We start from the raw sequence: 25,275 nt of genomic DNA, 5'->3' as shown, positions 1-25,275 counted from the left end.
AGGTTAGATGACAATGACTGATCCGTTGGGCGATATGCTCACCCGTATCCGTAACGGCGCTTCCCGCCGCAAGTCGTCGGTCTCGACGCCTGCTTCGAAGCTCCGTGCACGTGTTCTCGATGTTCTGCAGTCCGAAGGCTACATCCGTGGCTATTCCGTTGTCGATTTCGGCAATGGCAAGTCGGAGCTCAGCATCGAACTCAAGTACTATGAAGGCGCATCGGTGATCCGTGAGATCGGCCGTGTGTCCAAGCCGGGCCGCCGGGTTTATGTCTCGGTCAAGTCCATTCCGCAGGTCGCGAACGGCCTCGGCATCACCATCCTTTCGACCCCGAAGGGCGTGATGGCCGATCACCAGGCTCGCGAACAGAACGTAGGCGGCGAGGTTCTCTGCTCGGTCTTCTAAGATCAGAGCAGGGGAACTCCATAACGAACAGACAGGATTGAAACATGTCTCGTATCGGTAAAAAAGCCGTCCCGGTTCCAGCAGGTGTGACGGCATCGGTTGACGGCCAGAAGGTCACCGCAAAGGGTCCGAAGGGCGAGCTCTTCTTCGTCGCCAACGACGAAATCAAGCTCGAGTTCAAGGACAACGCGGTATCGGTTGCTCCGATCAACCAGTCCAAGGATGCTCGTTCGAAGTGGGGCATGTCCCGCACGATGATCGAGAACATCTTCAAGGGTGTTAAGGACGGCTTCGAGCGCAAGCTCGAAATCAACGGCGTCGGTTACCGCGCATCGCTTCAGGGCAAGAACCTGCAGCTGGCTCTCGGTTTCAGCCACGACGTAGTTTACGAGCCGCCGCAGGGCATCACGATCGCTGTGCCGAAGCCGACGGAAATCGTCGTCACCGGCATCAACAAGCAGCAGGTCGGCCAGGTTGCCGCTGAAATCCGCGAATATCGCGGTCCTGAGCCTTACAAGGGCAAGGGCGTTAAGTATGCCGAAGAGCGGATTGTCCGCAAAGAAGGCAAGAAGAAGTAAGGATCACGCGAAATGGCTAGCAGGAAAGAAGCACTTGCACGTCGTGCCAACCGCGTGCGCCGTCATCTCAAGTCGGTGGCCAATGGCCGTCCGCGCCTGTCGGTTCATCGCTCCTCGAAGAACATCTATGTTCAGGTCATCGACGATGTTGCCGGCAAGACCCTCGCGGCTGCCTCGACTCTCGATAAGGATCTGCGCGGTTCTCTGAAGACCGGTGCTGACACCGCAGCAGCTGCCCTCGTAGGCAAGCTTGTTGCAGAGCGCGCAACGAAGGCAGGCGTCAAGGAGGTCGTATTCGACCGTGGCGCCTTCATCTACCACGGCCGCATCAAGGCCCTGGCAGACGCAGCCCGCGAAGGCGGTCTGTCCTTCTAATAAAGTTTCCGGCCGGAAGCCTCAAAAGCTCCGGCCGGATCTCACCGGACCGCAGGCGTCTCCGAAGGGGAGGCCGGGGCGGTCCTCATTTTGTTTGCCGATTGCACCCGGAAAAGAAAAAGGAAGAGGACAATGGCACAGGAAAGAAGGCCGCAGCGGGAAGACCGCCAGGCCCGTGAAGAGCGCGATAGCGAATTCGTCGACAAGCTGGTCGCGATCAACCGCGTTGCTAAGGTTGTTAAGGGTGGCCGCCGTTTCGGTTTCGCCGCTCTCGTCGTTGTTGGTGACCAGAAGGGCCGCGTTGGCTTCGGTCATGGCAAGGCACGCGAAGTGCCGGAAGCTATCCGCAAGGCAACCGAAGCTGCCAAGCGCGAGCTGATCTTCGTGCCGCTGCGCGAAGGCCGTACCCTGCATCACGACGTTCACGGCCGCCACGGCGCCGGCAAGGTTCTGCTGCGTTCGGCTAAGGTCGGTACCGGTATCATCGCCGGTGGTCCGATGCGCGCCGTTTTCGAAACGCTCGGCGTTCACGACGTTGTCGCCAAGTCGACCGGTTCCTCGAACCCGTATAACATGGTTCGCGCAACCTTCGACGCTCTGAAGCATCAGGTTCACCCGAAGGACATCGCAGCTCAGCGCGGCATCAAGTATGCTACGCTCCAGGCTCGCCGTGCCGCCTCCGGCAACGCCTCTGAAGAATAAGAGGAGTCTGACCTATGGCCAAGGCTACCAAGAAGACCGAAGCAAAGACGATCACCGTCGAGCAGATCGGCAGCCCCATCCGCCGTCCTGACGTTCAGCAGCGCACGCTGATCGGTCTGGGCCTCAACAAGATGCACCGCCGCCGCACGCTGGAAGATACCCCTTCCGTTCGTGGCATGATCCGTGCTGTGCAGCATCTCGTTCGCATCGTCGACGAGAAGTAAGCCAGAGGATACGATCATGAAACTGAACGAAATCAAGGACAACGAAGGCTCTACGCACAGCCGCAAGCGTCTCGGACGCGGCATCGGCTCGGGCTCCGGCAAGACCGGCGGCCGTGGTGTCAAGGGTCAGAAGTCCCGTTCCGGCGTTGCCATCAATGGCTTCGAAGGCGGTCAGATGCCAATCTACCGTCGTCTGCCGAAGCGCGGCTTCAACAACATCTTCAAGGCCGACTTCGTTGTCGTGTCGCTTGAGCGTATCCAGGCTGCCGTCGATGCCGGCAAGCTCGATGCCAAGCAGACCGTCGACGCAGCTGCCCTGAAGGCTGCTGGCGTTATCCGCCGTACCAAGGATGGCGTTCGCGTCCTCTCCGGCGGCGAACTGAAGGCCAAGATCAAGCTCGAAGTTGCAGGCGCTTCCAAGTCTGCCGTCGAGAAGATCGAAAAAGCTGGCGGTTCCATCACGCTTCTTTCTGCCGCAGCGGCAGAATAATAATCTTATGATATGTCGCCCGGGGTGCTTCACACCGGGCGATTTTGCTCCCATATGTGGGCCTCACAAAACCTGAAACGTTGCACCCCGCAACGGTCAGGTTTCGACGAAATCAAGGGTGAGGCATCGATTGCGCCAGCAATCCGTCCGAAGCCCGGCTTTAAATAATAGACAGCCTTTTCCGGATCCGGCCCAATTCGCGAAGCGCCGGAAGAGGTAGCGCGGAGAATCGCATGGCTTCTGCAGCGGAACAGTTGGCTTCCAACCTCAATTTTTCGACCTTCGCCAAAGCCGAGGATCTCAAGAAGCGCCTGTGGTTCACACTGGCAGCTCTCCTCGTCTACCGGCTCGGTACGCACATTCCGCTTCCGGGTCTCAACCCCGAAGCTTATGCCCAGGCCTTCCGCGGCCAGGCAGGCGGCATTCTCGGCCTCTTCAACATGTTCTCGGGCGGCGCCGTGCAGCGCATGGCAATCTTCGCGCTCGGCATCATGCCCTACATCTCCGCTTCGATCATCGTGCAGCTGATGACCTCGGTCGTCCCGGCGCTCGAAAACCTGAAGAAGGAAGGCGAGCAGGGCCGCAAGATCATCAACCAGTACACCCGCTACGGCACGGTGCTGCTCGGCACGCTGCAGGCCTATGGCATCGCGGTTGGCCTCGAAAGCGGCAACGGCCTCGTGGTCGATCCGGGCTGGTTCTTCAAGATTTCCACCGTCATCACGCTGCTCGGCGGCACGATGTTCCTGATGTGGCTCGGTGAGCAGATCACCTCGCGCGGCATCGGCAACGGCATCTCGCTGATCATCTTCGCAGGTATCGCCGCCGGTCTTCCGAGCGCGCTTGCCGGCACCCTCGAGCTCGGCCGTACCGGCGCTCTGTCGACGACGCTGATTCTCGCAGTCATCGTCATCGCGATCGCCGTCATCGCCATCATCGTCTTCGTCGAACGTGCCCAGCGCCGCCTTCTGATCCAGTATCCGAAGCGTCAGGTCGGCAACCGGATGTTCCAGGGCGATACGTCGCACCTGCCGCTAAAGCTCAACACTTCGGGCGTCATCCCGGCGATCTTCTCGTCGTCGCTGCTGCTCTTGCCGGCAACCGTTGCAGGCTTTGCCAACACGACCGCTCTGCCGTCCTGGGCAACCTCGATCGTCGCAGCGCTCGGCCACGGCCAGCCGCTCTACATGCTGCTCTACGGCGCACTTATCGCATTCTTCGCCTTCTTCTATACGGCTATCGTCTTCAATCCGAAGGACACGGCCGATAATCTCAAGAAGCATGGCGGCTTCATTCCGGGTATCCGTCCGGGTGAGCGTACCGCCGAATATATCGATTACGTCCTGACCCGAATCACGGTCATTGGCGCAATCTACCTCGTGTTCGTCTGCATCCTGCCTGAGATCCTGGTGTCGCAAACCGGCATCCCATTATCCCTTGGTGGGACTTCGCTTTTGATCGTGGTTAGCGTAACTCTTGATACGGTTGCGCAGATTCAGGGTCACCTGATTGCACAGCAGTACGAAGGACTGATCAAGAAATCGAAGTTGCGTGGAGGAAAGAGGGGGCGATGAGACTCATACTTTTGGGGCCGCGGGCGCGGGTAAGGGGACCCAGGCCCAGCGGATCGTGGAGAAGCACGGCATTCCGCAGCTCTCCACCGGTGACATGCTCCGTGCAGCCGTTCAGGCCGGCACGGAGGTGGGCAAGCGGGCAAAGGCCGTCATGGACGCGGGCAAGCTTGTTTCTGACGAGATCGTCAATGCCATCGTCTCCGAGCGTCTCGATGCCCCGGATTGCGCCAATGGCTTCATCCTCGACGGTTTCCCGCGCACGCTCGTGCAGGCGGATGCCACCGAGGTGATGCTGAAGGGCAAGGGCATAGAGCTTTCGGCCGTCATCGAGATCGAAGTCGACGACAAGATTCTCGCTGATCGCGTCTCCGGCCGTTACACCTGCGCCAACTGCGGCGCCGGCTATCACGACACCAACGTCAAGCCGAAGGTGGAAGGGGTCTGCGATCGCTGCGGTTTGACCCATTTCAAGCGCCGCCCCGACGATAACCGCGAGACCGTGGTGACCCGTCTGGCCGCTTACTACAAGGAAACCTCGCCACTGATCGGCTATTACCATGCCAAGGGTAAGCTGAAGGTGGTCGATGGAATGGCTGACATCGATCATGTCACGACGGAGATCGACGCCATTCTTTCGAAGCTCTAGAGCCTCGAAAATAAACTTGGCGGAAGCGGTTGCGTTTCGGCACTGATTCCGTTAAACACCGCGCCAACTCGCGACATTTGATGCGATCGGCGCGGATTTCCTACGAAGTCCGGGTTCGGTCGTTTTGACATGTTACGAACCCCAATATGAACGAGCGGCCCCTTGAGGGCGGCATAACGAAGCCCTCTTGCCGGATGGCAACAGGAATGCAAGGAGAACAGGCGTGGCACGTATCGCTGGCGTCAACATCCCGACTGCAAAGCGCGTTGTTATCGCGCTGACCTACATTCACGGGATCGGTCCGAAATTCGCACAGGAAATCATGGAGAAGGTCGGTCTTCCGGCTGACAAGCGCGTCCATCAGCTGACGGACTCCGAAGTGCTCCAGATCCGCGAAACCATCGACCGCGATTACCAGGTCGAAGGTGATCTTCGTCGCGACACCGCGATGAACATCAAGCGCCTTATGGACCTCGGCTGCTACCGCGGCCTGCGTCATCGCCGCGGCCTGCCGGTTCGCGGTCAGCGCACGCACACCAATGCCCGCACCCGCAAGGGCCCGGCAAAGGCGATCGCTGGTAAGAAGAAGTAATTTCCGGGAAACCGGGAAGGGGAGGCTGGCGGTCCGCCGGCCTCTTTTGAGTTTGGAGCGGTGCCTCAAGGCATTGCTCTGGTGGAGCCGCTGGTATTACGGCGGTGACGATATCCAAGAAAGGGATAAGAATGGCCAAGGAAGCCGTACGCGTTCGCCGTCGCGAACGTAAAAACATCTCGTCGGGCGTGGCGCACGTCAACTCGACCTTCAACAACACGATGATCACCATCACCGACGCACAGGGCAACGCCATTGCCTGGTCGTCCGCTGGTGCCAAGGGCTTCAAGGGTTCGCGCAAGTCGACCCCGTTCGCTGCCCAGATCGCTGCTGAAGACTGCGCCAAGAAGGCTCAGGAACATGGCATGAAGTCGCTGGAAGTCGAAGTTTGCGGCCCGGGCTCCGGCCGTGAATCCGCTCTGCGCGCGCTCCAGGCTGCTGGTTTCATGATCACGTCCATCCGCGACGTGACGCCGATCCCGCACAATGGCTGCCGCCCGCGCAAGAAGCGCCGCGTCTGATCATCGCCACTCACAACACCGGTGAGCGCCAGCGCGCTCCCGGTGTTTCTCAAGCTCGGTTACCACGATTGGATGGTGGTAACGAACGGAAGGCAAAGACATGATTCAGAAGAACTGGCAGGAACTGATCAAGCCGAACAAGGTCGAGTTCTCTTCGAGCTCGCGCACCAAGGCGACGCTCGTAGCAGAGCCGCTGGAGCGCGGTTTCGGCCTCACCCTCGGCAACGCGCTTCGCCGCGTTCTGCTGTCGTCGCTGCGCGGTGCCGCTGTTACGGCCGTGCAGATCGATGGCGTGCTGCATGAATTCTCCTCGATCCCGGGCGTCCGCGAAGACGTTACGGACATCGTGCTCAACATCAAGGAAATCGCCATCAAGATGGATGGCGACGACGCAAAGCGCATGGTCGTGCGTAAGCAGGGCCCGGGCGTTGTAACGGCTGGCGACATCCAGACGGTCGGCGATATCGAAATCCTCAACCCCGAGCATGTGATCTGCACGCTCGACGAGGGCGCCGAAATCCGTATGGAATTCACCGTCAACAACGGCAAGGGCTATGTTCCGGCCGAGCGCAATCGTGCGGAAGACGCTCCGATCGGACTCATCCCGGTCGACAGCCTGTATTCGCCGGTCAAGAAGGTGTCCTACAAGGTTGAAAATACCCGCGAAGGACAGGTTCTCGACTACGACAAGCTGAACATGACCATCGAAACCGATGGCTCGATCTCCGGTGAAGATGCCGTCGCTTTCGCGGCTCGCATTCTCCAGGATCAGCTTGGCGTGTTCGTCAACTTCGACGAGCCGCAGAAGGAAACCGAGGAAGAAGCCGTCACCGAACTGGCCTTCAACCCGGCGCTCCTGAAGAAGGTAGACGAACTCGAACTGTCTGTTCGCTCGGCAAACTGCCTGAAGAACGACAACATCGTCTACATCGGCGACCTCATTCAGAAGACCGAAGCAGAAATGCTCCGCACCCCGAACTTTGGTCGCAAGTCGCTGAACGAAATCAAGGAAGTTCTCGCTTCCATGGGTCTGCACCTCGGCATGGAAGTGCCGGCATGGCCGCCCGAGAACATCGAAGATCTCGCCAAGCGTTACGAAGACCAGTATTAAGAACCAAAAAGGCAGGCTCTGAGGCTGCCTTTCCCAGTCAAACAGCAGGCAGATCGCCTGTATGTGCCAGGAAACGGCAGGCCCGCTAGAAGCGAAGAGCCCTGCATCAAAGGAGAATAGCAATGCGCCACGCAAAAGCCGGCCGCAAGCTGAACAGAACTGCCAGCCACCGCAAGGCAATGTTTGCCAACATGGCGGCTTCGCTCATCACCCATGAGCAGATCGTGACCACCCTGCCGAAGGCAAAGGAAATCCGTCCGATCGTTGAAAAGCTCGTCACCCTCGGCAAGCGCGGCGACCTGCACGCTCGCCGTCAGGCGATCTCGCAGATCCGCGACGCCGCTGTCGTTGCCAAGCTCTTCGACGCCATCGCTTCGCGCTACGCAACCCGCAACGGCGGCTACCTGCGTATCATGAAGGCTGGCTTCCGCCAGGGCGACAACGCTGCTCTCGCAGTCGTCGAGTTCGTTGACCGCGACGTCAACGCCAAGGGCGCAGCCGACAAGGCCCGCGTCGAAGCCGAAGCCGCTGCGGCCGAAGCTGCTTAATTCTTTCCGGTTCTCCGGAAGCAAAACAGCCGGGCTGCAAAGCCCGGCTGTTTTCGTTTGTGGTGGTGAGCACTTCTCACTCGGGCACGTGGATCCGTTCCTTGAAGTGCTTGAGATTGGCGACGATCGTGAAGGTCATTACCACGACCAGCGACCATGAACTCCAGATGCCGATATGGACGACTGACCAGCCGCCGATCTGGTTCGGATATTGCCAAAGGCCGAGGAAGCTGTGGACGTTTTCGGCAAGCCAGATGAAGAAGCCGATCAGCACGAAGGCGACGAGCAGTGGCATGCGCCTGTCGCGGTCATAGGGCCGGAAGATGACGGTCGTGCGGGCATAGAGGCCAAGGGTGCAGGCCGCGATATACCAGCGATAGTCGCCGATATAATGGTGGGTGTAGAAATTCGCATAGATCGCTGTGGCGGCCAGCGTCGCCATCCAGTAAGGCGGATGGTGGCGCACTCGGAGGTCCAGCACGCGCCAGGCCTGGATCACGTAGCTGCCGATCGCTGCATACATGAAGCCTGAAAACAGCGGCACGCCGAAGAGCTTGGTATAGCCGAAATCGGGATAGGACCAGGACTGGATGCTGCTAGAGGTCTTGAAGACCTCGAGAGCAAAGCCGATCAAGTGAAACAGCGTGATCGCCTTCAGTTCGTCCAGCGTCTCGAGCTTGGTGAGCACCATCGCGGCCTGGATCGCCAGCGCGATCACCAAGAGCAGGTCATAGCGCGCGAGACCGAATAGACCGGCGCGGGGGACGGCAAAGACCGCGAGAAAGAACAACCCCGCAAACAGCGAAGCCCGCGCCTCCTTGATCCCGAAATAGAGGAATTCGACGGCGAAGCGTCTGATGCCTCGCAATCCCTGCGCCTCGGGTATGGCGGTCAGGTGCTCGTCGAGAGCCGGCAGGAGCATGCGGAGAGCAAGAGGCTTTGACATCGGAGGACCGGGGGAGCAGGAGTGGGCAAGCTAATCCGGATGGACTCGAACCAAACCGCCGGATCGACCTGCAGCTAGTATCGAGGAAGTGGCTAAGATTGTGACCGAGCCTGTGATGTTCAAAAATGGTCTCGGCTCGAGGGCAGGATATACCGTCGCTACGCTTTTGGTCATCGCGGCGGGACTGTTATTGCGCCGGTTCGGGTATCCCGTCGGCTTGCCGTTTATCATCGTCAATTATGGCGCAGCGGCCCTCTGGGGCGGGATGGTGTTTCTCATCCTGAGCCTGCTGTTCGCTCCGCGCGTCCGGCCCCTGAACCTTGCAGTTCTCGCCGTCGTTCTTTCGGCCGCGGTCGAGTTCTTCCGGCTTTATCACACGCCGTGGCTCGACGCCTTCAGGCTGACGCTGACAGGAGCGCTGCTGATCGGCCGCATCTTCTCGATCTGGAACATCGTCTCCTACACGCTCGGCATAGCGGCGGCCTACTTCATCGATGCGAAGCTGGCGCGGGCCACCGGTTAGGAGACCGTCGCCGCAGCCTGCCCGCGCTGGCGCCCCTGTGCCGCGCGCTTGCGGCTCTTTGCGATCGGGCGCCACGAGCGATAGAGAATCATCAGGATGATCAGGCCGACATAGATATATTGCTCAAGGTCGAGGATCTTCGTCGACAGCGCGAAATGCAGGGCACCGGCGGCGGCGATGATGTAGATCAGCTTGTGCAGCCAGATCCATTTCATGCCCATCTTGCGGATCGAAAAATTGTTCGATGTGACGGCGAGCGGGACGAGCAGGGCGAGGCCCGCCATACCGAACATGATGAAGGGGCGCTTCAGGACGTCGTCGACGACGGCGGGAAGGTCCATCGCCTGATCGAGCACCATGTAAACGGTGAAATGCATCAGCGCGTAATAGAAGGTCAGCAGGCCGAGCGCCCGGCGATAGCGCAAGTAGTTCCAGCCCAGCAGATCGCGGGCAGGCGAGACGGCAAGCGTCAGGATCAGAAAGCGGATGGTCCAGAGGCCGAGAAACAGCTCGAAGGTCTTGACCGGATCGGCGCCGAGCTGGTCGGTGGCGCCGAGATAGAAGGTCCAGGCCGCCGGCAGCAGGCCGACGGCATAGAGTGCCCAGACCGAAGCCGGCTGCCAGCGCTTCGGCAGGCTGAACGAAAAACCCGCCATCAGAAATTCGCCCTGAGATCCATGCCGGAATAGAGGCTTGCCACGTCATCGGCATAGCCGTTGAAGGGCAGCGTCGGGTGACGGCTGGCGCCGAAGAAGCCGCTCTCGCCGATCCGGCGTTCGGTGGCCTGGCTCCAGCGCGGATGATCGACCGCCGGGTTCACATTGGCATAGAAGCCGTATTCCTGGGCGTTGGTGACCTGCCAGGTGTTCTTCGGCTGCTGGTCGGTGAGCGTGATGCGGACGATCGACTTGATACCTTTGAAGCCGTACTTCCACGGCACGACGAGGCGGATCGGTGCGCCGTTCTGGTTCGGCAGCGTCTGGCCGTAGAGACCGACGGCAAGCAGCGTCAGCGGATGCATGGCCTCATCGAGGCGCAGGCCCTCGACATAGGGCCATTCCAGCGACTGGAAGATGCCCTTCTGGCCCGGCATTTCTTCCGGGCGGACGACCGTCTCGAAGGCGACGTACTTGGCGCTTCCCTGCGGTTCGACCTTGTTCAGCAGTGCTGCGAGCGGAAAGCCATCCCAGGGGATGACCATCGACCACGCCTCGACGCAGCGCATCCGGTAGGTGCGGCTCTCGACCGGGAATTCTTTCATCAGCGCATCGAGATCGAAAGTGCCGGGCTTGTTGACCATGCCGTCGACCTTGATGGTCCAGGGCAGGGGCTTGAAGTCGCCCGAAAGCGCTGCTGGGTCACCCTTGTCGAGGCCGAACTCGTAGAAATTGTTGTAGGTGGTGACGTCCTTCAGGGGCGTCGTCTTCTCATCGACGGTATATTTGCTGTCGACGGCATTGAGGGCGGCAGCGCTTGCCTTTCCGGCGCCGTAGAGCGCCATGGCGCCAAGCGTTGCAGCGCCGAGAAATTCGCGGCGGCGCAGATAGACCTGATGCGGCGTGATCTCCGACGAGCGGATCTTCGGGGGCGGTAGGTCGGCATTTCAAACCTCCTGGGCTGGGGGCGGCCCAAATATCTCTTTAAACGCATGATCGGCGTTTTCAGATTAGTGTCTAGGCCTTGAACCGGCCTGACGGAAAGCCAATTTTTTGTGTTCGGATGTGAAGGAATAGCCTGTAACAAAAGGCTCCTCCGCTCCGTATATGCCCGATGGACGCCGCGCGCGCCGTACCGGATTTGCCCTTGCCGGTAGTGACAGCCCCTGCCGATTGGATTAGGACAATTCAAAAATACGGCGATCGCCGGCCAGCAAACAGCTTCGCCGCCCTATATCGCAGATAAATCCGGCACTTTGAGGAAGACACCGATGCCAGCCTATCGTTCGAGAACCACGACCCACGGCCGCAACATGGCGGGTGCGCGCGGCCTTTGGCGCGCCACGGGCATGAAGGACAGCGATTTCGGCAAGCCGATCATTGCGGTGGTGAACTCGTTCACGCAGTTCGTGCCCGGCCACGTCCACCTGAAGGATCTCGGCCAGCTCGTCGCCCGCGAAATCGAAGCGGCCGGCGGCGTCGCCAAGGAATTCAACACGATCGCCGTCGACGACGGCATCGCCATGGGCCATGACGGCATGCTCTATTCGCTGCCGTCGCGCGAGCTGATCGCCGACAGCGTCGAATACATGGTCAACGCTCACTGCGCCGACGCCATGGTCTGCATCTCCAATTGCGACAAGATCACCCCCGGCATGCTGATGGCGTCGCTGCGCCTCAATATCCCGACGATCTTCGTTTCCGGCGGTCCGATGGAGGCCGGCAAGGTCGTGCTCAACGGCAAGACCCACGCGCTCGACCTCGTCGATGCCATGGTTGCGGCTGCCGACGACAAGGTTTCCGACGAGGACGTCAAGGTTATCGAGCGCTCTGCCTGTCCGACCTGCGGCTCGTGCTCCGGCATGTTCACCGCCAACTCGATGAATTGCCTGACCGAGGCGCTCGGCCTGTCGCTGCCCGGCAACGGCTCGACGCTCGCCACGCATTCCGACCGCAAGGAACTCTTCCTCGAGGCCGGCCGCCGCGTCGTGGCACTCGCCAAGCGCTATTACGAGCAGGACGATGCAACGGCACTGCCGCGCACCATCGCCAGCAAGGGCGCCTTCGAAAATGCCATGGCGCTCGATATCGCCATGGGTGGATCGACTAATACCGTTCTTCACATTCTGGCAGCCGCCCACGAGGGCGAAATCGACTTCACCATGGAAGACATCGACCGCCTGTCGCGCCGTGTCCCGTGCCTGTCGAAGGTCGCACCGGCGAAGTCCGACGTCCATATGGAAGATGTCCACCGTGCAGGCGGCATCATGGCGATCCTCGGGGAGCTGAACCGCGCCGGGCTGATCAATGCCGGCCTGCCGACCGTCCATTCGCCGACGCTTGGCGACGCACTGGCGCAGTGGGATATCTCGGTCACGGACAATCCCGTCGCCCTGAAGCTCTTCAGCGCAGCGCCCGGCGGCGTACCGACACAGGTTGCCTTCAGCCAGAGCGCCCGCTGGGACGAGCTCGATCTCGACCGCGAAAACGGCGTCATCCGCGATGCCCAGCATCCGTTCTCGAAGGATGGCGGTCTCGCTGTCCTGAAGGGCAATCTGGCGCTCGACGGCTGCATCGTGAAGACCGCAGGCGTCGATGAATCGATCCTGAAATTCTCGGGTCCGGCCAAGGTCTATGAAAGCCAGGACGCCGCCGTGAAGGCCATTCTCGGCAACGAAGTCGTCGCCGGCGATGTTGTCGTCATCCGCTACGAAGGCCCCAAGGGCGGCCCGGGCATGCAGGAAATGCTCTATCCGACCAGCTATCTGAAGTCGAAGGGCCTCGGCAAGGCCTGCGCACTGATCACCGACGGCCGCTTCTCGGGCGGTACCTCGGGCCTGTCGATCGGCCACGCTTCGCCGGAAGCCGCCAACGGCGGCACGATCGGCCTCGTCCAGCCGGGCGACATGATCGACATCGACATCCCGAACCGCACCATTAGCCTGCGTGTCAGCGACGCCGAATTGGCGACACGCCGCGCCGAACAGGAAGCCAAGGGCTGGCGCCCGGCCGAAGTCCGCAAGCGCAACGTCACGACGGCACTAAAGGCCTACGCGGCCTTCGCCACCAGTGCCGATCGCGGCGCAGTCCGGATCCTGCCGGAATAAGCTGAAAAGCTTCGATCTGATCAGAAGACCCGCTGTCTCATCGGCAGCGGGTCTTTTCGTTTTCAGAGGTTCCGGGTCTCGGCACGGTTTGCTTATCCGCCGTTGTCATCGGTAAGGAATTTCCTTACATTCCATTCCGAGGTGAATGATGATCACAAGCAAGATGACCAGCAAGGCTCAAACGACGATCCCGCAGGCCGTGCGCTCCGCGTTGCACCTGAAGGAAGGGGATTCCATCGTCTATACGCTGGAGGCTGACAATCGCGTGGTGATATCGCGGGCTGCCGAACCGATGTCCGACGATCCTTTTGCGACCTTCTCGGAATGGGATAGCGAAGCCGATCGGAAAGCCTATGCCGACCTTTGAGCAGGGTGACATCATACGGGTGCCCTTTCCCTATACCGATCGCGATACGCGCCAGCGGCGTCCGGCGCTCGTTGTTTCCGCCGGTTCGCTCGGCGAGAATGATGCTCTCGTCTGGGCCGTCATGATAACCTCGGCCGAAAATCGGCCATGGCTCGGAGATGTTGCGATCTCTGATCATCAGACGGCAGGCCTGCCGGCGCCTTCGGTCGTTCGACCGGCGAAGATCGCCACCGTCGAGACATCGCAGATCGACCGGATCGGACGGCTACCGGATGCCGCGCTTGCGGTGGTGATATCGGCAATCCGAGCTCAACTTGGCGGCTAAACGCTAAAGCGGCCGATTGATATTCTTATACGTCTCGTCGAGCTGCTTCATCCGCTCGTCATAGGCCGCCTTGATGCAGGCGGCGTCCGCCTGGCAATCCTGTCGTTTCTTAAGCCAGGCCGTCTGTTCGTCCTGCAGGGTGCCGCGCGTGCCCATGGCGAGCAGGCCGGAGAGCAGGTCGAAGGTGGTGACCATCTTCACGTCGGCGTCGTTGAGTGCCCGGTTGTCGCAGATCGCCTTTTCGTCGGGCTTCAGCTCCTTGGCATCGCAGTCGAAGCTCGCGGCATGTGCGAGGGGGGCGAGCAATGAGACGGTCGAGAAGGCGAGGGCGGCGATGGCTGCTTTCATGCGGGCTATGATCCTGTTTCCTGGCAGGCGCTTATAGGAACGCCCGGACCAGAAAGATGATGCAGCAGGCCCATACGGCAAGGATGAAAATCAATCCGGCCCGGCTGACAGGCCGCCCCGCGCGCTCTGCAGCCTGCTGGCGCAGCTCCGCCATCACAGGCTGCGGGATGAGCCTGATCGCCAGCATGATGCCGAGCGGTACGATGATCAGATCGTCGAGATAGCCGAGCACCGGGATGAAGTCCGGAATGAGGTCGACGGGCGACAGTGCATAGGCGGCGACGGCCGCGGCGACCGCTTTCGCATACCATGGCACCCTGGGATCGCGGGCCGCGAGCCACAGCGCCGTGACGTCACGCTTCAGTGACTTCGCCCAGGCTTTTGCCTTTCCGATCAATTCCATATGCGCATTTCCTGAATCAAGATCGCAGGTCGGCCGTCGCCTTCAGCCATGCCTCGATCGGAATATGAAGGATTCGCTAAATGCAATATATCCGATTTGTTCACCAATATATGGGATGCATCGCTATATCGGTCGGTTGAGGAGCAATGCGGCAATGGTCGTTGCACGTGCATTCGGTAAGTCTTCCGCAGACGCACGGAAGCGGGAAATGGAGCGTCTGGCCGCGTTGGAGCAGCTCGATCTTCTCGACGCGCCAAGAGACGAGGGCTTCGATCGCATCGTCCGGCTGATCAAGCAGATCTTCGCGATCGATATCGGCCTCGTCTCGCTCATCGATGCGCATCGGCAATGGTATCAGGCCTGCTCTGGCCTCACTGCCGATGAAGTGCCGCGGGAAGATACGTTCTGCCGCTATGTCGTCGATTACGAAGAGCCCGTCATCGTCCAGGATGCCACCAAGGATCCACGCTTCGCGCAGCATCCGGCAGTCACCGGCGACAGCCATATCCGCTTCTATGCCGGCGTGCCGCTGACGACCAAGGCGGGGCATATCATCGGAACGGTCTGCGCCATCGATCGCCGGCCGCGATCCTTCGGCGCCCGCGACCTCGCTATCTTGGAAGAGCTCGCGGGTGCGGCGATGGACCGTATCGAACTGCTGCAATCAGCGGCGACCGACAGCCTGACGGAAGCCTTGACCCGGCGCGCCTTCAAGCAGGAAGCCGACCAGCTGATTTCGCTGGCGATCCGCCATCAGCACAATCTCTCCACCATCGTGCTGGATATCGACCGCTTCAAGAGCGTCAACGATACCCATGGCCATGCCGCGGGTGATCAGGTGCTGCGTGCGGTAGCCGCGACCTGCAAGGCCAATCTCAGGGCCGGCGATCTGTTCGGTCGCCTCGGCGGCGAGGAATTCTGCATCGTGCTGCCGCATATCGACCGCGAGGGTGCCGCAGCCGTGGCCGAAAAGATGCGCGCGGCGATCTCGGCCCAGCCGATCCAGGGCGACTTTGGCGCGCTGACGGTAACCGCGAGCTTCGGCATCTCCTCGATGTCGATCATCACCAAGGATATCGAAACGCTGCTCGCCCAGGCCGATGCCGCGATGTACCACGCCAAGAACAGCGGGCGCGATCGCTGCGTATCGTGGAACTCCATCCGGTCCGAAGGTTCGGCAGGCGCCCGCCGCCGCGTCCTGAAGGCAGGCTCTATCCTGTTCAACGACCGCCGCTCGACCATCGACTGCACCATCAAGTCGCTCGGCGCCGATAGCGCCGGCCTCTCGGTTTCGAACTCGGCCGGGATCCCGCCGGAATTCATTCTGGCGATCAAGGGCGAGGGCTTCGAGACCACCTGCCGGGTCATCGCCCAGGACCGCCAGAACCTCGAGGTTGCCTTCTAGGGTCTCTCTGCGAGGTGGATGTCACGCTGCGGTGACCAGGTGAGGTCTTTTGCCTTGCCGATCAATTCCATATCCGGCTTTGCTGAATCAAACTCGCAGGCCGGAAGCATCATCAGGCGGGCGGAAGCTTCCATGCTTCCGCCCTCTTTCCTTTCTAGCGTCCGGCGCTACAACACTGATCCGGAAGCATTTCAGAAGGGATTCCAATGCAAGGCCTGTTGAAACGTTCGTTTGTCCCGCTTTTTGCGCTCGCGGTTCTCCTGCCGCTCGGCGCGCATGCCGAGGACGCGAAAACCGTACCGCAGAGCCAGATGCAAATGCAGCTGTCCTTCGCCCCGCTGGTCAAGCAGACCTCGGGCGCGGTTGTGAACGTCTATGCCGAAAAGACCGTGCAGCGGCAGTCGCCCTTTGCCGGCGATCCCTTCTTCGAGCAGTTCTTCGGCCAGCAGATGCCGAACCGGTCGGAGAAGCAGTCGTCGCTCGGCTCGGGCGTCATTGTCGAGGCGAACGGCACCGTGGTCACCAACAACCACGTCATCGAAGGCGCCGACGATATCAAGGTGGCGCTCTCCGATGGCCGCGAGTTTCCCTGCAAGGTCGTGCTGCGTGACGATCGCCTCGATCTCGCAGTGCTGAAGATCGATACCAAGGCCAATTTCCCGACGCTGCCGATCGGCAATTCGGATGCCGTCGAGGTCGGCGATCTCGTACTCGCCATCGGTAACCCCTTCGGCGTCGGCCAGACGGTGACCTCGGGCATCGTTTCCGCGCTCGCCCGCAATCAGGTCGTCAAAAACGAGTTCGGCTTCTTCATCCAGACCGATGCCTCGATCAATCCCGGCAATTCGGGCGGCGCGCTGATGAACATGAAGGGCGAGCTGATCGGCATCAATACGGCGATCTTCTCCCGCGGCGGCGGCTCGAACGGTATCGGCTTTGCGATCCCTGCCAATCTGGTGAAGGTCTTCCTCACCTCGGCCGATGCCGGCGTGAAGTCCTTCGAGCGGCCCTATGTCGGCGCCACCTTCGACGCCGTGACCTCGGAAGTCGCCGAAGCGCTCGGCCTCGACAAGGCCCGCGGCGCACTGATCGTCAAGGTGGCCGACGGTAGCCCGGCGCAGAAGGCTGGCCTGAAGGCCGGCGAGATCGTCACCTCGGTCAACGGCATCCCGGTCGAGCATCCGGATGCGCTCCTCTATCGTCTGACGACGGCCGGCCTCGGCAATACGGTCAAGCTGGGCGTGGTCGAGAATGGCGGCGAACAGCAGGTTGCGCTGAAGCTCGATCGCGCCCCCGAAACCTCGCCGCGCGACCAGCGCACCATCGGCGGCCGCACGCCCTTCACCGGCACCGTCGTCGAAAACCTCTCGCCGCGCGTTGCCGACGAGCTGCGCATGCCGACGGAATCGACCGGCGTCGTCGTCGCCGAGGTCAAGGATGACTCTCCGGCCGCCCGTCTCGGCTTCGAGCCGAAGGATATCATCGTCGCCATCAATGGCACGCCGGTGCAGACCACCGAGCAGCTGTCGCAGATCGCATCCGACGATGCAGGTCTCTGGCGCGTCGAAATCGAGCGTGACGGCCAGAGGATCAGGCAGTTCTTCCGATGAGTGATGATCTCTTCGCACCGCGCATTCCAGATGAGGTCGCCAGCCGGCGGCCTCTTGCCGATCGGTTGAGGCCGCAGACGCTGTCTGAAGTCGCGGGGCAGGGCCACCTGACCGGCGAGGACGGCGTTCTCCGGCGGATGATCGAGAGCGGATCGCTTGGTTCGATGATCTTCTGGGGACCGCCCGGAACCGGCAAGACGACGGTGGCGCGCCTGCTTTCGGGCGAGGCAGGCCTCGCCTTCGAGCAGATCTCGGCGATCTTCTCCGGTGTCGCCGATCTGAAGAAGGTGTTCGAGGCCGCCCGGCTGCGCCGCATGGATGGCCGCCAGACGCTGCTCTTCGTCGACGAGATCCATCGCTTCAACCGCGCCCAGCAGGATAGCTTCCTGCCGGTGATGGAGGACGGCACCGTCATCCTCGTCGGCGCTACCACCGAGAACCCGTCCTTCGAGCTCAACGCCGCTCTTCTGTCACGCGCCCGCGTACTGACCTTCAAGTCACATGACGAGGAAAGCCTCAGCGAATTGCTGAAGCGCGCCGAGGAGGTCGAGCAGAAGCCGCTGCCGCTGACGGAGGACGCCCGCGCCAGCCTGCTGCGCATGGCCGATGGCGATGGCCGCGCCGTCCTGACGCTCGCCGAAGAGGTCTGGCGCGCCGCGCGCCCAAGCGAGGTCTTCGATACCGAAGGCCTGATGCGCATCGTTCAGCGCCGGGCGCCCGTCTATGACAAGGCGCAGGACGGCCACTACAATCTGATTTCGGCGCTTCACAAATCGGTCCGCGGTTCGGATCCGGATGCGGCGCTTTACTATCTGGCGCGCATGTTCGATGCCGGAGAAGACCCGCTCTATCTCGGCCGCCGTCTGGTGCGGATGGCCGTCGAGGATATCGGCCTTGCCGATCCGCAGGCGCTCGTCATCTGCAACGCCGCCAAGGACGCTTACGACTATCTCGGCTCACCGGAAGGCGAGCTGGCGCTGGCGCAGGCCTGCGTCTATCTGGCGACGGCGCCGAAATCCAATGCCGTCTATACGGCCTTCAAGGCGGCGATCATGGCGGCCAAGCAGAATGGCTCGCTGCTGCCGCCGAAGCACATCCTCAATGCACCGACCAAGCTGATGAAGGATGAAGGCTATAACGAGGGCTATCGTTATGATCACGACGAGCCCGATGCCTTTTCAGGCCAGGATTACTTCCCGGAGAAGATGGGCCGCAAGACCTTCTACGATCCGCCGGAGCGCGGTTTCGAGCGGGAAATCCGCAAGCGGCTGGAATGGTGGTCGAAGCTCAGGAGAGAGCGCAATCCGCGCTGATGCAGGGCGTCAGGAGGCTTTCTTCTGGCCACCGGGTGCCGCGATCACCTTGACGGCGGATTCCGCCAGACCGTGATGGCCTTCCATATCAACGATCAGGTGCCAATGCCCGCTATCGGGGATCACCATCTTGACCGGCGATTTCTTGGCGACGCCGCCGATATATTTGAAATCGAGAACCTCAGTGAAGCGCTGGAACTGCGGTGCCGTCATCAGGCGAACGTTGTTCACCGCATTCAGCGCCACTTCGACGATCGTGCCGGCACGCTGCTCATGAAGGTCGTAATGCTTGAAGCGGAAATTCGGCTTGCTCATCGGTCCCGAAAACTGGCTGCTATTTGACCGGTGATCTTAAGGCTGCGCGGTTAAGGAAAGGTTTGGCAGCCTGGCGGCGAAGGCTCCCGGTTTGGCACAACGGGAGCCTGTAGCGCCTAGTGCAGCCGCATGCCGCTGCCGTCGGAGAAGCCGAATTCCATCAGTGTTCCGTCTGCCGCGTGGCAGATATCGGCCGGGTTGTGATTGCACTCCGCAGCGGCGAAATGCAGGGCGGCGGCCTCGTTGATGAAGAGGCCGCCGACCAGTCCGTCGCGGTCGGCAACGATCCACTGTCCGCGCCTGTTCCTGCCGATGGTGAAGCGGGCGGGCGCGTTGTTGCGTTGAAGCGGATCGGCGGACGCGCCGGAAGAAAGTCGTGACATCGATATGTCCTTTCGAAGTTTTCCCGCATCTGCCTTGGAACGTTGCGGGCTAGCACTGGAAATCTATGGTGAGTGCGGTTGGCGTTCCATTCGCGGCCACGGCTGAAACTATAAAAATCTCATAGGGATAGCGCATGGCGCACCGGGGAGGTGCAGCTCTGCAGAGCCGCACAGATTGCCTCCTGCACGATTTGCTCAGCAGGAACCAGCGGCAGGCGCACATCAGCGGGGATGCCGGGGAAGGCGCCGAGCGCGAATTTGATATTGGCAGGCTCACCATCGCCGATCGCTTCGGCGAGCGGCGCAAGGCGGTCGGCAAGCACGAGCGCTGCCGGAAGGTTCCCGCAGACAGACGCATGCTGCAGCGAGGTCACGAGCTTCGGCAGCACATTGGCGGCGGGCGCGATGATGCCGTCTCCGCCGCAAGCTATGAAGGCCGGTGCCGCCACCGCGTTGCCGGTGAACAGGTGGAGCCGGTCGCGGTAAGGCGCGAGTGTGCCGATGTCGCCGCCGGCATCGAGCAGGCCGAAGATCGTGCCGGTCTGCGACAGTTCATCGAGGGTCGATGGCAGCAACGGCGAGGCGGTACGGCCGGGATCGCTTGAAATGATCAAGGGGAGGCTGCATGCCGAGGCAAGCTCGCTGAAATGCCGCAGAATGCCCTTCTGTCCCGGCTTCGAGTAATAGGGAACGGTGACGAGGGCTGCGCTGGCGCCGAGCGCTTCGGCGCGTCTTGTGAGCGCGATCGTGCTCGCCGTGCCGTTCGTACCCGTCGCGGCAATGACGGGCACGCGATCATCGGCAGCGCGCAGCACTGTCGAGAGAACAAGGTCGCGCTCCGTATCGGAGAGAACAGGGCCTTCACCGGTGACGGTCGAGACCGCCAGGCCGCCGATGCCGCTGGCGATCTGCCATTCGGTCAACCGCTCCAAGCTGGCGATATCGACGGCGCCGTGACGGAAAGGCGTGACGAGCGGGGTGATCGCGCCGGAAAGGCGCGGCCAAACATTGCGTCGCATCGGGGCCTCACATCCAGCCGAGGATGACGTAGAGCTCGACGCAGGCAAGGATGATGCCGAACACCATCAGCACCTGCGCCGTGCGGCGTTCGCGCATCAGGCGCGGAGTGGCGCCGCGGCGCGGGCGGCGCGGAAGCGGATTGGCAGGCATGACGTCTCGCATGGGATTACCTCTGCATTCTCGGCAAAGGCTAATCCCGCGGCCCGTAGGAAATCCATTCCGCGCCCTCACGCGCCATATATGAAAAGCATAAAGGCCGGGCGCTAGGCGCCGCGGCGATTCTCGATGTCGAGTTGCGAGACGAGCGCCAGCACCGTCTCGGATACCGGGGTGGGCACCGAGGCAAGGCGGCCGAGCGCCACGACCATGCCGCTCAGAGGCACGATCTCCAGCGCTTTGCCAGCCAGAAGATCCTGCAGCATCGATGTTCTAACGGCGCCGATATGGCGGGATTGCTCGAGGCGTTCCTCGATGGTGATCGAAAATTTCGCGCCGAGCGCTGTGCCGACGGCGCGCACCTCGTTCATGATCTTGCCGACCATGTCGTAGAGTGCCGGGTCGGCCATGATGTCGGTCATCAGGGCTCGTGTCAGCGCGCTGAGCGGATTGAAGGCGGCGTTGCCGGTCAGCTTGTTCCAGATCTCGTCGCGGATGCGCGGCGTCATCGAGACGTTGAGCCCGGCAGCCGTCAGCAGCGCCTTGATGCCTTCGAGATCATCGCTCATCTCGCCCGAGGGCTCGCCGAGGATATAGCGGCCGTTGTTGGACAGCTGGATCTCGCCGGGATTGACGACTTCGGCGCCCTGCATCGCAACACAGCCGATGACGCGCTCCGGTCCGATCAGCCGCCACAGGCGTCCCGCGGGATCGAGCTCTTCGAACTGCAGCTCGGCATGCGGGCTCTGGCTGTCGCGGTGGAAATACCACCAGGGAATGCCATTCAGGATCATCATCACCCGCGTGCCGTCCTTAAGGAGCGCAGCAATGCCCTCGGCCGCATCGCCGAGCTGATGGCCCTTGAGGCCGGTGATGATCAGGTCCTGTTTCGGCAGGCTGTACGGATCGTCGGTCGCGGTGATCTCCACCTTGATCGGCTTTTCGGCGCCGGCTTCGTAAAGCTTCAGGCCGTTTTCGCGGATGCTCTTGAGATGGGCACCGCGGGCGACGGCGGAGATAGTGACGCCGTTACCGGCGGCGGCAAGCTTTGCCGCAATGGCGCCACCGAGCGCACCGGCGCCGTAAACGCAGATCGATTTGAAGGACATGGGGAGGCTCCGCGAACATGAAGTGTCGCGCTAGACTTAGGTCATTCGCGCGCGATGGCGAATGACAATTTTTCGCGGGCCATCAAATTAATGCGTGGCCGGAGGGTCGACGAGTTCGTTGCGGCGCAGCTCGTCGATGGCGGCCACCGCGTCTTCGGCTGACCAGCCGGCGCGAAGGGCTGCGGCCACCATCTTGACCTCGACTTCCTGTTCGAGCGCCAGGAACAGCGGCTCGAGCGCCTCCTGGACTGTCAGGACGTGATCATGCGGCGGGGCGACGGTCTGGCGTGCGGCAATGCTAGGCATTTCAGCTTTTCTCCTCTCCGTTAGATGGTGACATGAATCCCCCACAATGCACGACAGTGGAAAAGGTTCCGTATTTTATTTCGGATGGTCTCCATCTTGTTCTTTCGCCCTGCCTCTGCCTTCTTGCAGCCATAACCTGACGCTCGATTCGCTGTTCCGCAACGAGGGCGGGGCATACACTTTGCATCAAAGGAGAATGGGATGACGGACGCCAAGAGCGGCATTTCGGGACTGCGGCCGCGTATTACGGTAATCGGCGTCGGCGGCGGCGGCGGCAATGCGATCAACAACATGATCGCAGAAAATCTTGAGGGCGTCGATTTCATCGCCGCCAATACCGATGCCCAGGTGCTCGCCACCTCCAAGGCCTCGCGCCGCATCCAGCTCGGTGCGCATGTCACCGAAGGTCTCGGCGCCGGTTCGCTGCCGGAAGTCGGCCATGCGGCCGCTGAGGAATCGATCGACGAGATCATGGATCACCTGGCCGGTTCGCACATGTGCTTCGTCACCGCCGGCATGGGCGGCGGCACCGGAACGGGTGCGGCGCCCGTGATTGCCCACGCCGCGCGCCAGGCCGGCATCCTGACCGTCGGCGTCGTCACCAAGCCCTTCACCTTCGAGGGCAACCGCCGCATGAAGATGGCCGAGATCGGCATCGAGGCCCTGCGTCAAGCCGCCGATACCGTCATCGTCATCCCGAACCAGAACCTGTTCCGTATCGCCGACGCGAAGACCACCTTCGCCGATGCCTTCATGACCGCCGACCGCGTTCTCTACGCCGGTGTCGGCTGCATCACCGATCTCATCGTCAAGGAAGGTCTGATCAACCTCGACTTCGCCGACGTCAAATCCGTCATGCGCGGCATGGGCCGGGCGATGATGGGCACGGGCGAGGCGGCCGGTGAGAGCCGTGCGATGAAGGCCGCCGAAGCGGCAATCGCCAACCCGCTGCTCGACGACATCTCGATGAAGGGCGCCAAGGGCGTGCTGATTTCGATCTCCGGCGGTTCCGATATGACGCTGTTCGAAGTCGACGAAGCCGCAAGCCGCATCCGCGACGAGGTTCAGGACGATGCCGACATCGTCGTCGGTGCGATCTTCGACCGCAACCTCGATGGCAAATTCCGCGTCTCCGTCGTGGCGACCGGCCTCGATGGCAACGGTGTTCCCGCTGCCGCTCCGGGCGTTGCCGCACAGGCGATCCCGACACGCACCCTGCAGTAAGTCACCGACCAGTGATCAGCCGGCCGGAGTGAGCCGGCTGATCACCACATCCATGAATGCCCGCAGCCGCGGTAGCCGCTTGAGATCGCGGTGATAGCCGAGAAACGTATCGCGCCCCGGCGGCGCTTCGGGCACGTCGACGCGCTCCAATCCCGGAAAATGATCGCCGAGCGGCCGCGGCAAAACGGCCATTCCCGCACCGCGGGCGCAAAGGGCCGCCTGCACATCGCGATTGTTGCTGCGCATGGTGATCGTCGCCTTCGGGAAGGTCCGCGTCACCCAATGCACATCCGGCATTTCGGCAAAGGCCTCGTCCATGGTGACGATGGTAAAGCCGCTGCCGTCTCCTGCCGTTGGGTGAGGCGCGCCTTTCGCAACGTAAAGTCCATAGCCGATATGCATCAGCTTGCGTGAGATCACCTCAGGTTCGGTGAACGGCCGGATGCGGAACACCAGATCGGCCTCGCGCCGTGAGAGGTTGAGAAGCCGCGCATCGGTGAGCAATTCGACCGAAACCTTCGGATGTGCCTGCGAGAATTCCGCCAGAACCGGCGTCAGCATGTGAAGGCCGAACCAGTCAGAGCACGATATCCGCAGCATGCCCTCGAGCGATCGCGTGCTGCCTTGCAGTTGCCGCTCCAGCGCAACGGCCTCTTCCTCCATCCGCAACGCATGCTGCAGGACGATGCTGCCCTCGTCGGTCAGCACGAAGCCGTCGGCCGTTCGCTGAAACAGCATGTGGCCGGTCGCCGCCTCCAGCGCCTTCAGCCGCCGCCCCATGGTCGGCTGCGTCTGGCCGAGCTTGCGGGCGGCAGCGCCGAGCGTGCCTTCGCGGGCAATCGCGAGAAAGATCCTGACATCGCTCCATTCCATGATTGCCTCATTCAATAATGAATGGAGATCATGCGATATCTTTGATTTTCATTCAATCGCGTTGGGGAGATCATCCGGCCATCGAAACCGGAGTGACCGACATGAGCACGATGAAAGCCCTGATCCTTGAAAACCACAATGCACCGTTCCGGCTGGCCGAGATCGCCCGCCCGAAGCCTGCTGCCGGCGAAGTCCTCGTTCGCATCAAAGCGAGCGGCGTCAACCCGCTCGACACCAAGATCCGCGCCGGTGCCGCAGAGCATGCCCGCCAGCCGCTGCCTGCCATTCTCGGCATCGACATGGCCGGTGTCGTCGAAGAGGTCGGCCAGGGCGTTTCCGGCTTCCGCCGCGGCGACGAGGTCTATGGCATGACCGGCGGCGTCGGCGGCGTGCAGGGCTCGCTGGCGGAATTCGCCGCTGTCGATGCCCGCCTGCTGGCGATCAAGCCCGCGAACCTGACGATGCGCGAGGCGGCAGCCCTGCCGCTGGTCTTCATCACCGCCTGGGAAGGACTGGTCGACCGCGCCGCCGTGAAATCCGGTCAGAGCGTTCTGGTCCTTGGCGGCGCCGGTGGTGTCGGCCATGTCGCGGTTCAGATCGCCAGGGCATTTGGCGCCGACGTCTACGCTGCCGATGGCGCCTCCAAGGCCGATTACATCCGCAGCCTCGGCGCGACCCCGATCGACCACACTGCCGAAAGCGTCGAGGACTATGTCGCCAGATATACCGGCGGCAAGGGCTTCGATCTCGTCTATGACACGGTCGGCGGGGCAGGGCTCGATGCCGCCTTCAAGGCCGTCAAGCGTTTCGGCCATGTGGTGACCAGCCTCGGCTGGGGCACGCATGCGCTGGCGCCGCTCTCCTTCAAGGCCGCGAGCTATTCCGGCGTCTTCACACTGCTGCCGCTCCTGACCGGCGAGGGCCGAGAGCACCACGGCGAAATCATGCAGGAGGCAACCAGGCTTGCGGAAGCCGGAAAACTCGTCCCGCGCCTCGATGCCCGCCGCTTCACGCTCGAAGAGACCGCCGAGGCGCATCGCCTGATCGAGGAACGCCAGGCCAAGGGCAAGCTGGTGATCGATATCGCTTGAGACACCGAAACGCCGCCCGTAACCCGCG

The 25,275-nt window shown here is 61.8% G+C and carries 32 protein-coding genes and 2 pseudogenes; 21 read left to right on the top strand and 13 right to left on the bottom strand.

Annotated elements, in window-relative coordinates; genetic code table 11:
• The first annotated feature begins 7 nt into the window (after positions 1 to 7).
• From rpsH to rplQ, 12 genes and pseudogenes are all read left to right on the top strand, one after another.
• Positions 8 to 406 (top strand): 30S ribosomal protein S8, encoded by a 399-nt coding sequence (gene rpsH / locus F2982_RS01365; protein WP_003547562.1) that lies wholly within the window; start codon positions 8 to 10, stop codon positions 404 to 406.
• A 44-nt stretch (positions 407 to 450) separates the two neighbouring features.
• Positions 451 to 984, top strand: a complete 534-nt coding sequence (rplF, locus tag F2982_RS01360; protein ID WP_112711477.1) for a 50S ribosomal protein L6 — start codon at positions 451 to 453, stop codon at positions 982 to 984.
• A 12-nt stretch (positions 985 to 996) separates the two neighbouring features.
• Positions 997 to 1,359: a 50S ribosomal protein L18 gene (gene rplR, locus F2982_RS01355; protein WP_112711478.1), complete on the top strand. Its 363-nt coding sequence runs from the start codon at positions 997 to 999 to the stop codon at positions 1,357 to 1,359.
• A gap of 132 nt (positions 1,360 to 1,491) precedes the next feature.
• Entirely contained in the window at positions 1,492 to 2,061 is a 570-nt protein-coding gene (gene rpsE / locus F2982_RS01350) for a 30S ribosomal protein S5 (RefSeq protein ID WP_112711479.1), read from the top strand.
• Between the two features lie 14 nt (positions 2,062 to 2,075).
• The gene (rpmD, locus tag F2982_RS01345) at positions 2,076 to 2,285 is read left to right on the top strand and encodes a 50S ribosomal protein L30 (RefSeq protein ID WP_112711480.1); all 210 of its coding nucleotides are present in this window, start codon (positions 2,076 to 2,078) and stop codon (positions 2,283 to 2,285) included.
• 16 nt (positions 2,286 to 2,301) lie between these two features.
• On the top strand, positions 2,302 to 2,775 hold the full coding sequence (gene rplO / locus F2982_RS01340) for a 50S ribosomal protein L15 (RefSeq protein WP_112711481.1): 474 nt from the start codon (positions 2,302 to 2,304) through the stop codon (positions 2,773 to 2,775).
• 233 nt (positions 2,776 to 3,008) lie between these two features.
• Positions 3,009 to 4,349 (top strand): preprotein translocase subunit SecY, encoded by a 1,341-nt coding sequence (gene secY, locus F2982_RS01335; RefSeq protein WP_112711482.1) that lies wholly within the window; start codon positions 3,009 to 3,011, stop codon positions 4,347 to 4,349.
• Positions 4,346 to 4,995: pseudogene (locus F2982_RS01330) on the top strand (adenylate kinase). The gene secY and the pseudogene F2982_RS01330 overlap by 4 nt, the downstream one beginning before the upstream one ends.
• Positions 4,996 to 5,218: 223 nt before the next feature.
• On the top strand, positions 5,219 to 5,587 hold the full coding sequence (rpsM, locus tag F2982_RS01325) for a 30S ribosomal protein S13 (protein ID WP_112711484.1): 369 nt from the start codon (positions 5,219 to 5,221) through the stop codon (positions 5,585 to 5,587).
• A gap of 131 nt (positions 5,588 to 5,718) precedes the next feature.
• Positions 5,719 to 6,108 carry a 30S ribosomal protein S11 gene (gene rpsK, locus F2982_RS01320; protein WP_003547577.1) on the top strand — a complete coding sequence of 130 codons (390 nt, stop codon included), beginning with the start codon at positions 5,719 to 5,721 and terminating at the stop codon, positions 6,106 to 6,108.
• 100 nt (positions 6,109 to 6,208) lie between these two features.
• Positions 6,209 to 7,219: a DNA-directed RNA polymerase subunit alpha gene (locus F2982_RS01315; RefSeq protein WP_112387893.1), complete on the top strand. Its 1,011-nt coding sequence runs from the start codon at positions 6,209 to 6,211 to the stop codon at positions 7,217 to 7,219.
• 122 nt (positions 7,220 to 7,341) lie between these two features.
• Entirely contained in the window at positions 7,342 to 7,767 is a 426-nt protein-coding gene (gene rplQ, locus F2982_RS01310) for a 50S ribosomal protein L17 (protein ID WP_112711485.1), read from the top strand.
• A gap of 76 nt (positions 7,768 to 7,843) precedes the next feature.
• On the opposite strand, the gene F2982_RS01305 is transcribed toward rplQ, so the two are convergent.
• The gene (locus F2982_RS01305; RefSeq protein WP_246777574.1) at positions 7,844 to 8,689 is read right to left on the bottom strand and encodes a DUF817 domain-containing protein; all 846 of its coding nucleotides are present in this window, start codon (positions 8,687 to 8,689) and stop codon (positions 7,844 to 7,846) included.
• Positions 8,690 to 8,828: 139 nt separating this feature from the next.
• On the opposite strand from F2982_RS01305, the gene F2982_RS01300 reads away from it, so the two are divergent.
• A complete protein-coding gene (locus F2982_RS01300) occupies positions 8,829 to 9,236 on the top strand; it encodes a DUF2809 domain-containing protein (protein ID WP_203429027.1) in 408 nt (135 codons plus the stop codon).
• On the opposite strand, the gene msrQ is transcribed toward F2982_RS01300, so the two are convergent.
• Positions 9,233 to 9,892 (bottom strand): protein-methionine-sulfoxide reductase heme-binding subunit MsrQ, encoded by a 660-nt coding sequence (gene msrQ, locus F2982_RS01295; protein WP_203429026.1) that lies wholly within the window; start codon positions 9,890 to 9,892, stop codon positions 9,233 to 9,235. The two genes, F2982_RS01300 and msrQ, sit on opposite strands and share 4 nt — an antisense overlap.
• Positions 9,892 to 10,838: pseudogene (msrP, locus tag F2982_RS01290) on the bottom strand (protein-methionine-sulfoxide reductase catalytic subunit MsrP). The gene msrQ and the pseudogene msrP overlap by 1 nt, the downstream one beginning before the upstream one ends.
• Before the next feature lie 325 nt (positions 10,839 to 11,163).
• Here msrP and ilvD point away from each other — a divergent pair.
• The 3 genes from ilvD to F2982_RS01275 all read left to right on the top strand — a co-directional run bounded on the left by ilvD (position 11,164) and on the right by F2982_RS01275 (position 13,691).
• Positions 11,164 to 12,999, top strand: coding sequence for a dihydroxy-acid dehydratase (ilvD, locus tag F2982_RS01285; RefSeq protein WP_199629445.1), 1,836 nt, complete (start codon positions 11,164 to 11,166; stop codon positions 12,997 to 12,999).
• A 145-nt stretch (positions 13,000 to 13,144) separates the two neighbouring features.
• Positions 13,145 to 13,366, top strand: a complete 222-nt coding sequence (locus tag F2982_RS01280; protein ID WP_246777491.1) for a type II toxin-antitoxin system PrlF family antitoxin — start codon at positions 13,145 to 13,147, stop codon at positions 13,364 to 13,366.
• On the top strand, positions 13,353 to 13,691 hold the full coding sequence (locus F2982_RS01275) for a type II toxin-antitoxin system PemK/MazF family toxin (RefSeq protein WP_203429025.1): 339 nt from the start codon (positions 13,353 to 13,355) through the stop codon (positions 13,689 to 13,691). The genes F2982_RS01280 and F2982_RS01275 overlap by 14 nt, the downstream gene beginning before the upstream one ends.
• A 3-nt stretch (positions 13,692 to 13,694) precedes the next feature.
• On the opposite strand, the gene F2982_RS01270 is transcribed toward F2982_RS01275, so the two are convergent.
• On the bottom strand, positions 13,695 to 14,039 hold the full coding sequence (locus F2982_RS01270; protein WP_112711492.1) for a lysozyme inhibitor LprI family protein: 345 nt from the start codon (positions 14,037 to 14,039) through the stop codon (positions 13,695 to 13,697).
• Positions 14,040 to 14,070: 31 nt separating this feature from the next.
• Entirely contained in the window at positions 14,071 to 14,442 is a 372-nt protein-coding gene (locus F2982_RS01265; protein WP_112711493.1) for a YkvA family protein, read from the bottom strand.
• Between the two features lie 154 nt (positions 14,443 to 14,596).
• Between F2982_RS01265 and F2982_RS01260 the strand changes: the two genes are divergently transcribed.
• Positions 14,597 to 15,847 (top strand): sensor domain-containing diguanylate cyclase, encoded by a 1,251-nt coding sequence (locus tag F2982_RS01260; protein WP_203429024.1) that lies wholly within the window; start codon positions 14,597 to 14,599, stop codon positions 15,845 to 15,847.
• Here F2982_RS01260 and F2982_RS01255 read toward each other — a convergent pair.
• A complete protein-coding gene (locus F2982_RS01255; RefSeq protein WP_162708600.1) occupies positions 15,844 to 15,981 on the bottom strand; it encodes a hypothetical protein in 138 nt (45 codons plus the stop codon). The genes F2982_RS01260 and F2982_RS01255 overlap by 4 nt on opposite strands.
• A gap of 72 nt (positions 15,982 to 16,053) precedes the next feature.
• Between F2982_RS01255 and F2982_RS01250 the strand changes: the two genes are divergently transcribed.
• Both F2982_RS01250 and F2982_RS01245 read left to right on the top strand, forming a co-directional pair.
• Complete coding sequence (locus tag F2982_RS01250) at positions 16,054 to 17,457, top strand: DegQ family serine endoprotease (protein WP_203429023.1); 1,404 nt, start codon at positions 16,054 to 16,056, stop codon at positions 17,455 to 17,457.
• A complete protein-coding gene (locus F2982_RS01245) occupies positions 17,454 to 18,770 on the top strand; it encodes a replication-associated recombination protein A (protein ID WP_203429022.1) in 1,317 nt (438 codons plus the stop codon). The genes F2982_RS01250 and F2982_RS01245 overlap by 4 nt, the downstream gene beginning before the upstream one ends.
• A gap of 9 nt (positions 18,771 to 18,779) precedes the next feature.
• Here the strand turns inward: F2982_RS01245 and F2982_RS01240 are convergent, their stop codons facing one another.
• The 6 genes from F2982_RS01240 to F2982_RS01215 form a co-directional block, all read right to left on the bottom strand.
• Positions 18,780 to 19,085 carry a DUF1883 domain-containing protein gene (locus tag F2982_RS01240; RefSeq protein ID WP_203429021.1) on the bottom strand — a complete coding sequence of 102 codons (306 nt, stop codon included), beginning with the start codon at positions 19,083 to 19,085 and terminating at the stop codon, positions 18,780 to 18,782.
• Between the two features lie 116 nt (positions 19,086 to 19,201).
• Positions 19,202 to 19,468, bottom strand: a complete 267-nt coding sequence (locus F2982_RS01235; RefSeq protein ID WP_203429020.1) for a hypothetical protein — start codon at positions 19,466 to 19,468, stop codon at positions 19,202 to 19,204.
• 119 nt (positions 19,469 to 19,587) lie between these two features.
• Positions 19,588 to 20,487, bottom strand: coding sequence for a dihydrodipicolinate synthase family protein (locus tag F2982_RS01230; RefSeq protein WP_203429019.1), 900 nt, complete (start codon positions 20,485 to 20,487; stop codon positions 19,588 to 19,590).
• Between the two features lie 7 nt (positions 20,488 to 20,494).
• Complete coding sequence (locus F2982_RS01225) at positions 20,495 to 20,650, bottom strand: hypothetical protein (RefSeq protein ID WP_203429018.1); 156 nt, start codon at positions 20,648 to 20,650, stop codon at positions 20,495 to 20,497.
• A gap of 101 nt (positions 20,651 to 20,751) precedes the next feature.
• Positions 20,752 to 21,753, bottom strand: coding sequence for a 2-dehydropantoate 2-reductase (locus F2982_RS01220; protein ID WP_203429017.1), 1,002 nt, complete (start codon positions 21,751 to 21,753; stop codon positions 20,752 to 20,754).
• An 87-nt stretch (positions 21,754 to 21,840) separates the two neighbouring features.
• The gene (locus F2982_RS01215; RefSeq protein ID WP_130282461.1) at positions 21,841 to 22,059 is read right to left on the bottom strand and encodes a hypothetical protein; all 219 of its coding nucleotides are present in this window, start codon (positions 22,057 to 22,059) and stop codon (positions 21,841 to 21,843) included.
• 201 nt (positions 22,060 to 22,260) lie between these two features.
• Here F2982_RS01215 and ftsZ point away from each other — a divergent pair, with 201 nt between their 5' ends.
• A complete protein-coding gene (gene ftsZ, locus F2982_RS01210; protein WP_112711502.1) occupies positions 22,261 to 23,283 on the top strand; it encodes a cell division protein FtsZ in 1,023 nt (340 codons plus the stop codon).
• Between the two features lie 15 nt (positions 23,284 to 23,298).
• Here ftsZ and F2982_RS01205 read toward each other — a convergent pair whose 3' ends face one another.
• Positions 23,299 to 24,156 (bottom strand): LysR family transcriptional regulator, encoded by an 858-nt coding sequence (locus tag F2982_RS01205; RefSeq protein ID WP_203429016.1) that lies wholly within the window; start codon positions 24,154 to 24,156, stop codon positions 23,299 to 23,301.
• Positions 24,157 to 24,248: 92 nt separating this feature from the next.
• Here F2982_RS01205 and F2982_RS01200 point away from each other — a divergent pair, with 92 nt between their 5' ends.
• Positions 24,249 to 25,247, top strand: a complete 999-nt coding sequence (locus tag F2982_RS01200; protein WP_203429015.1) for a zinc-dependent alcohol dehydrogenase family protein — start codon at positions 24,249 to 24,251, stop codon at positions 25,245 to 25,247.
• Positions 25,248 to 25,275: the final 28 nt, after the last annotated feature.

The organism is Rhizobium sp. BG4 (assembly GCF_016864575.1).
In the GTDB taxonomy this organism is placed as follows: Bacteria; Pseudomonadota; Alphaproteobacteria; order Rhizobiales; family Rhizobiaceae; genus Rhizobium.
The sequence above is the reverse complement of the archived record's forward strand: the minus strand, read 5'-3'. Positions and strand labels throughout refer to the sequence as shown.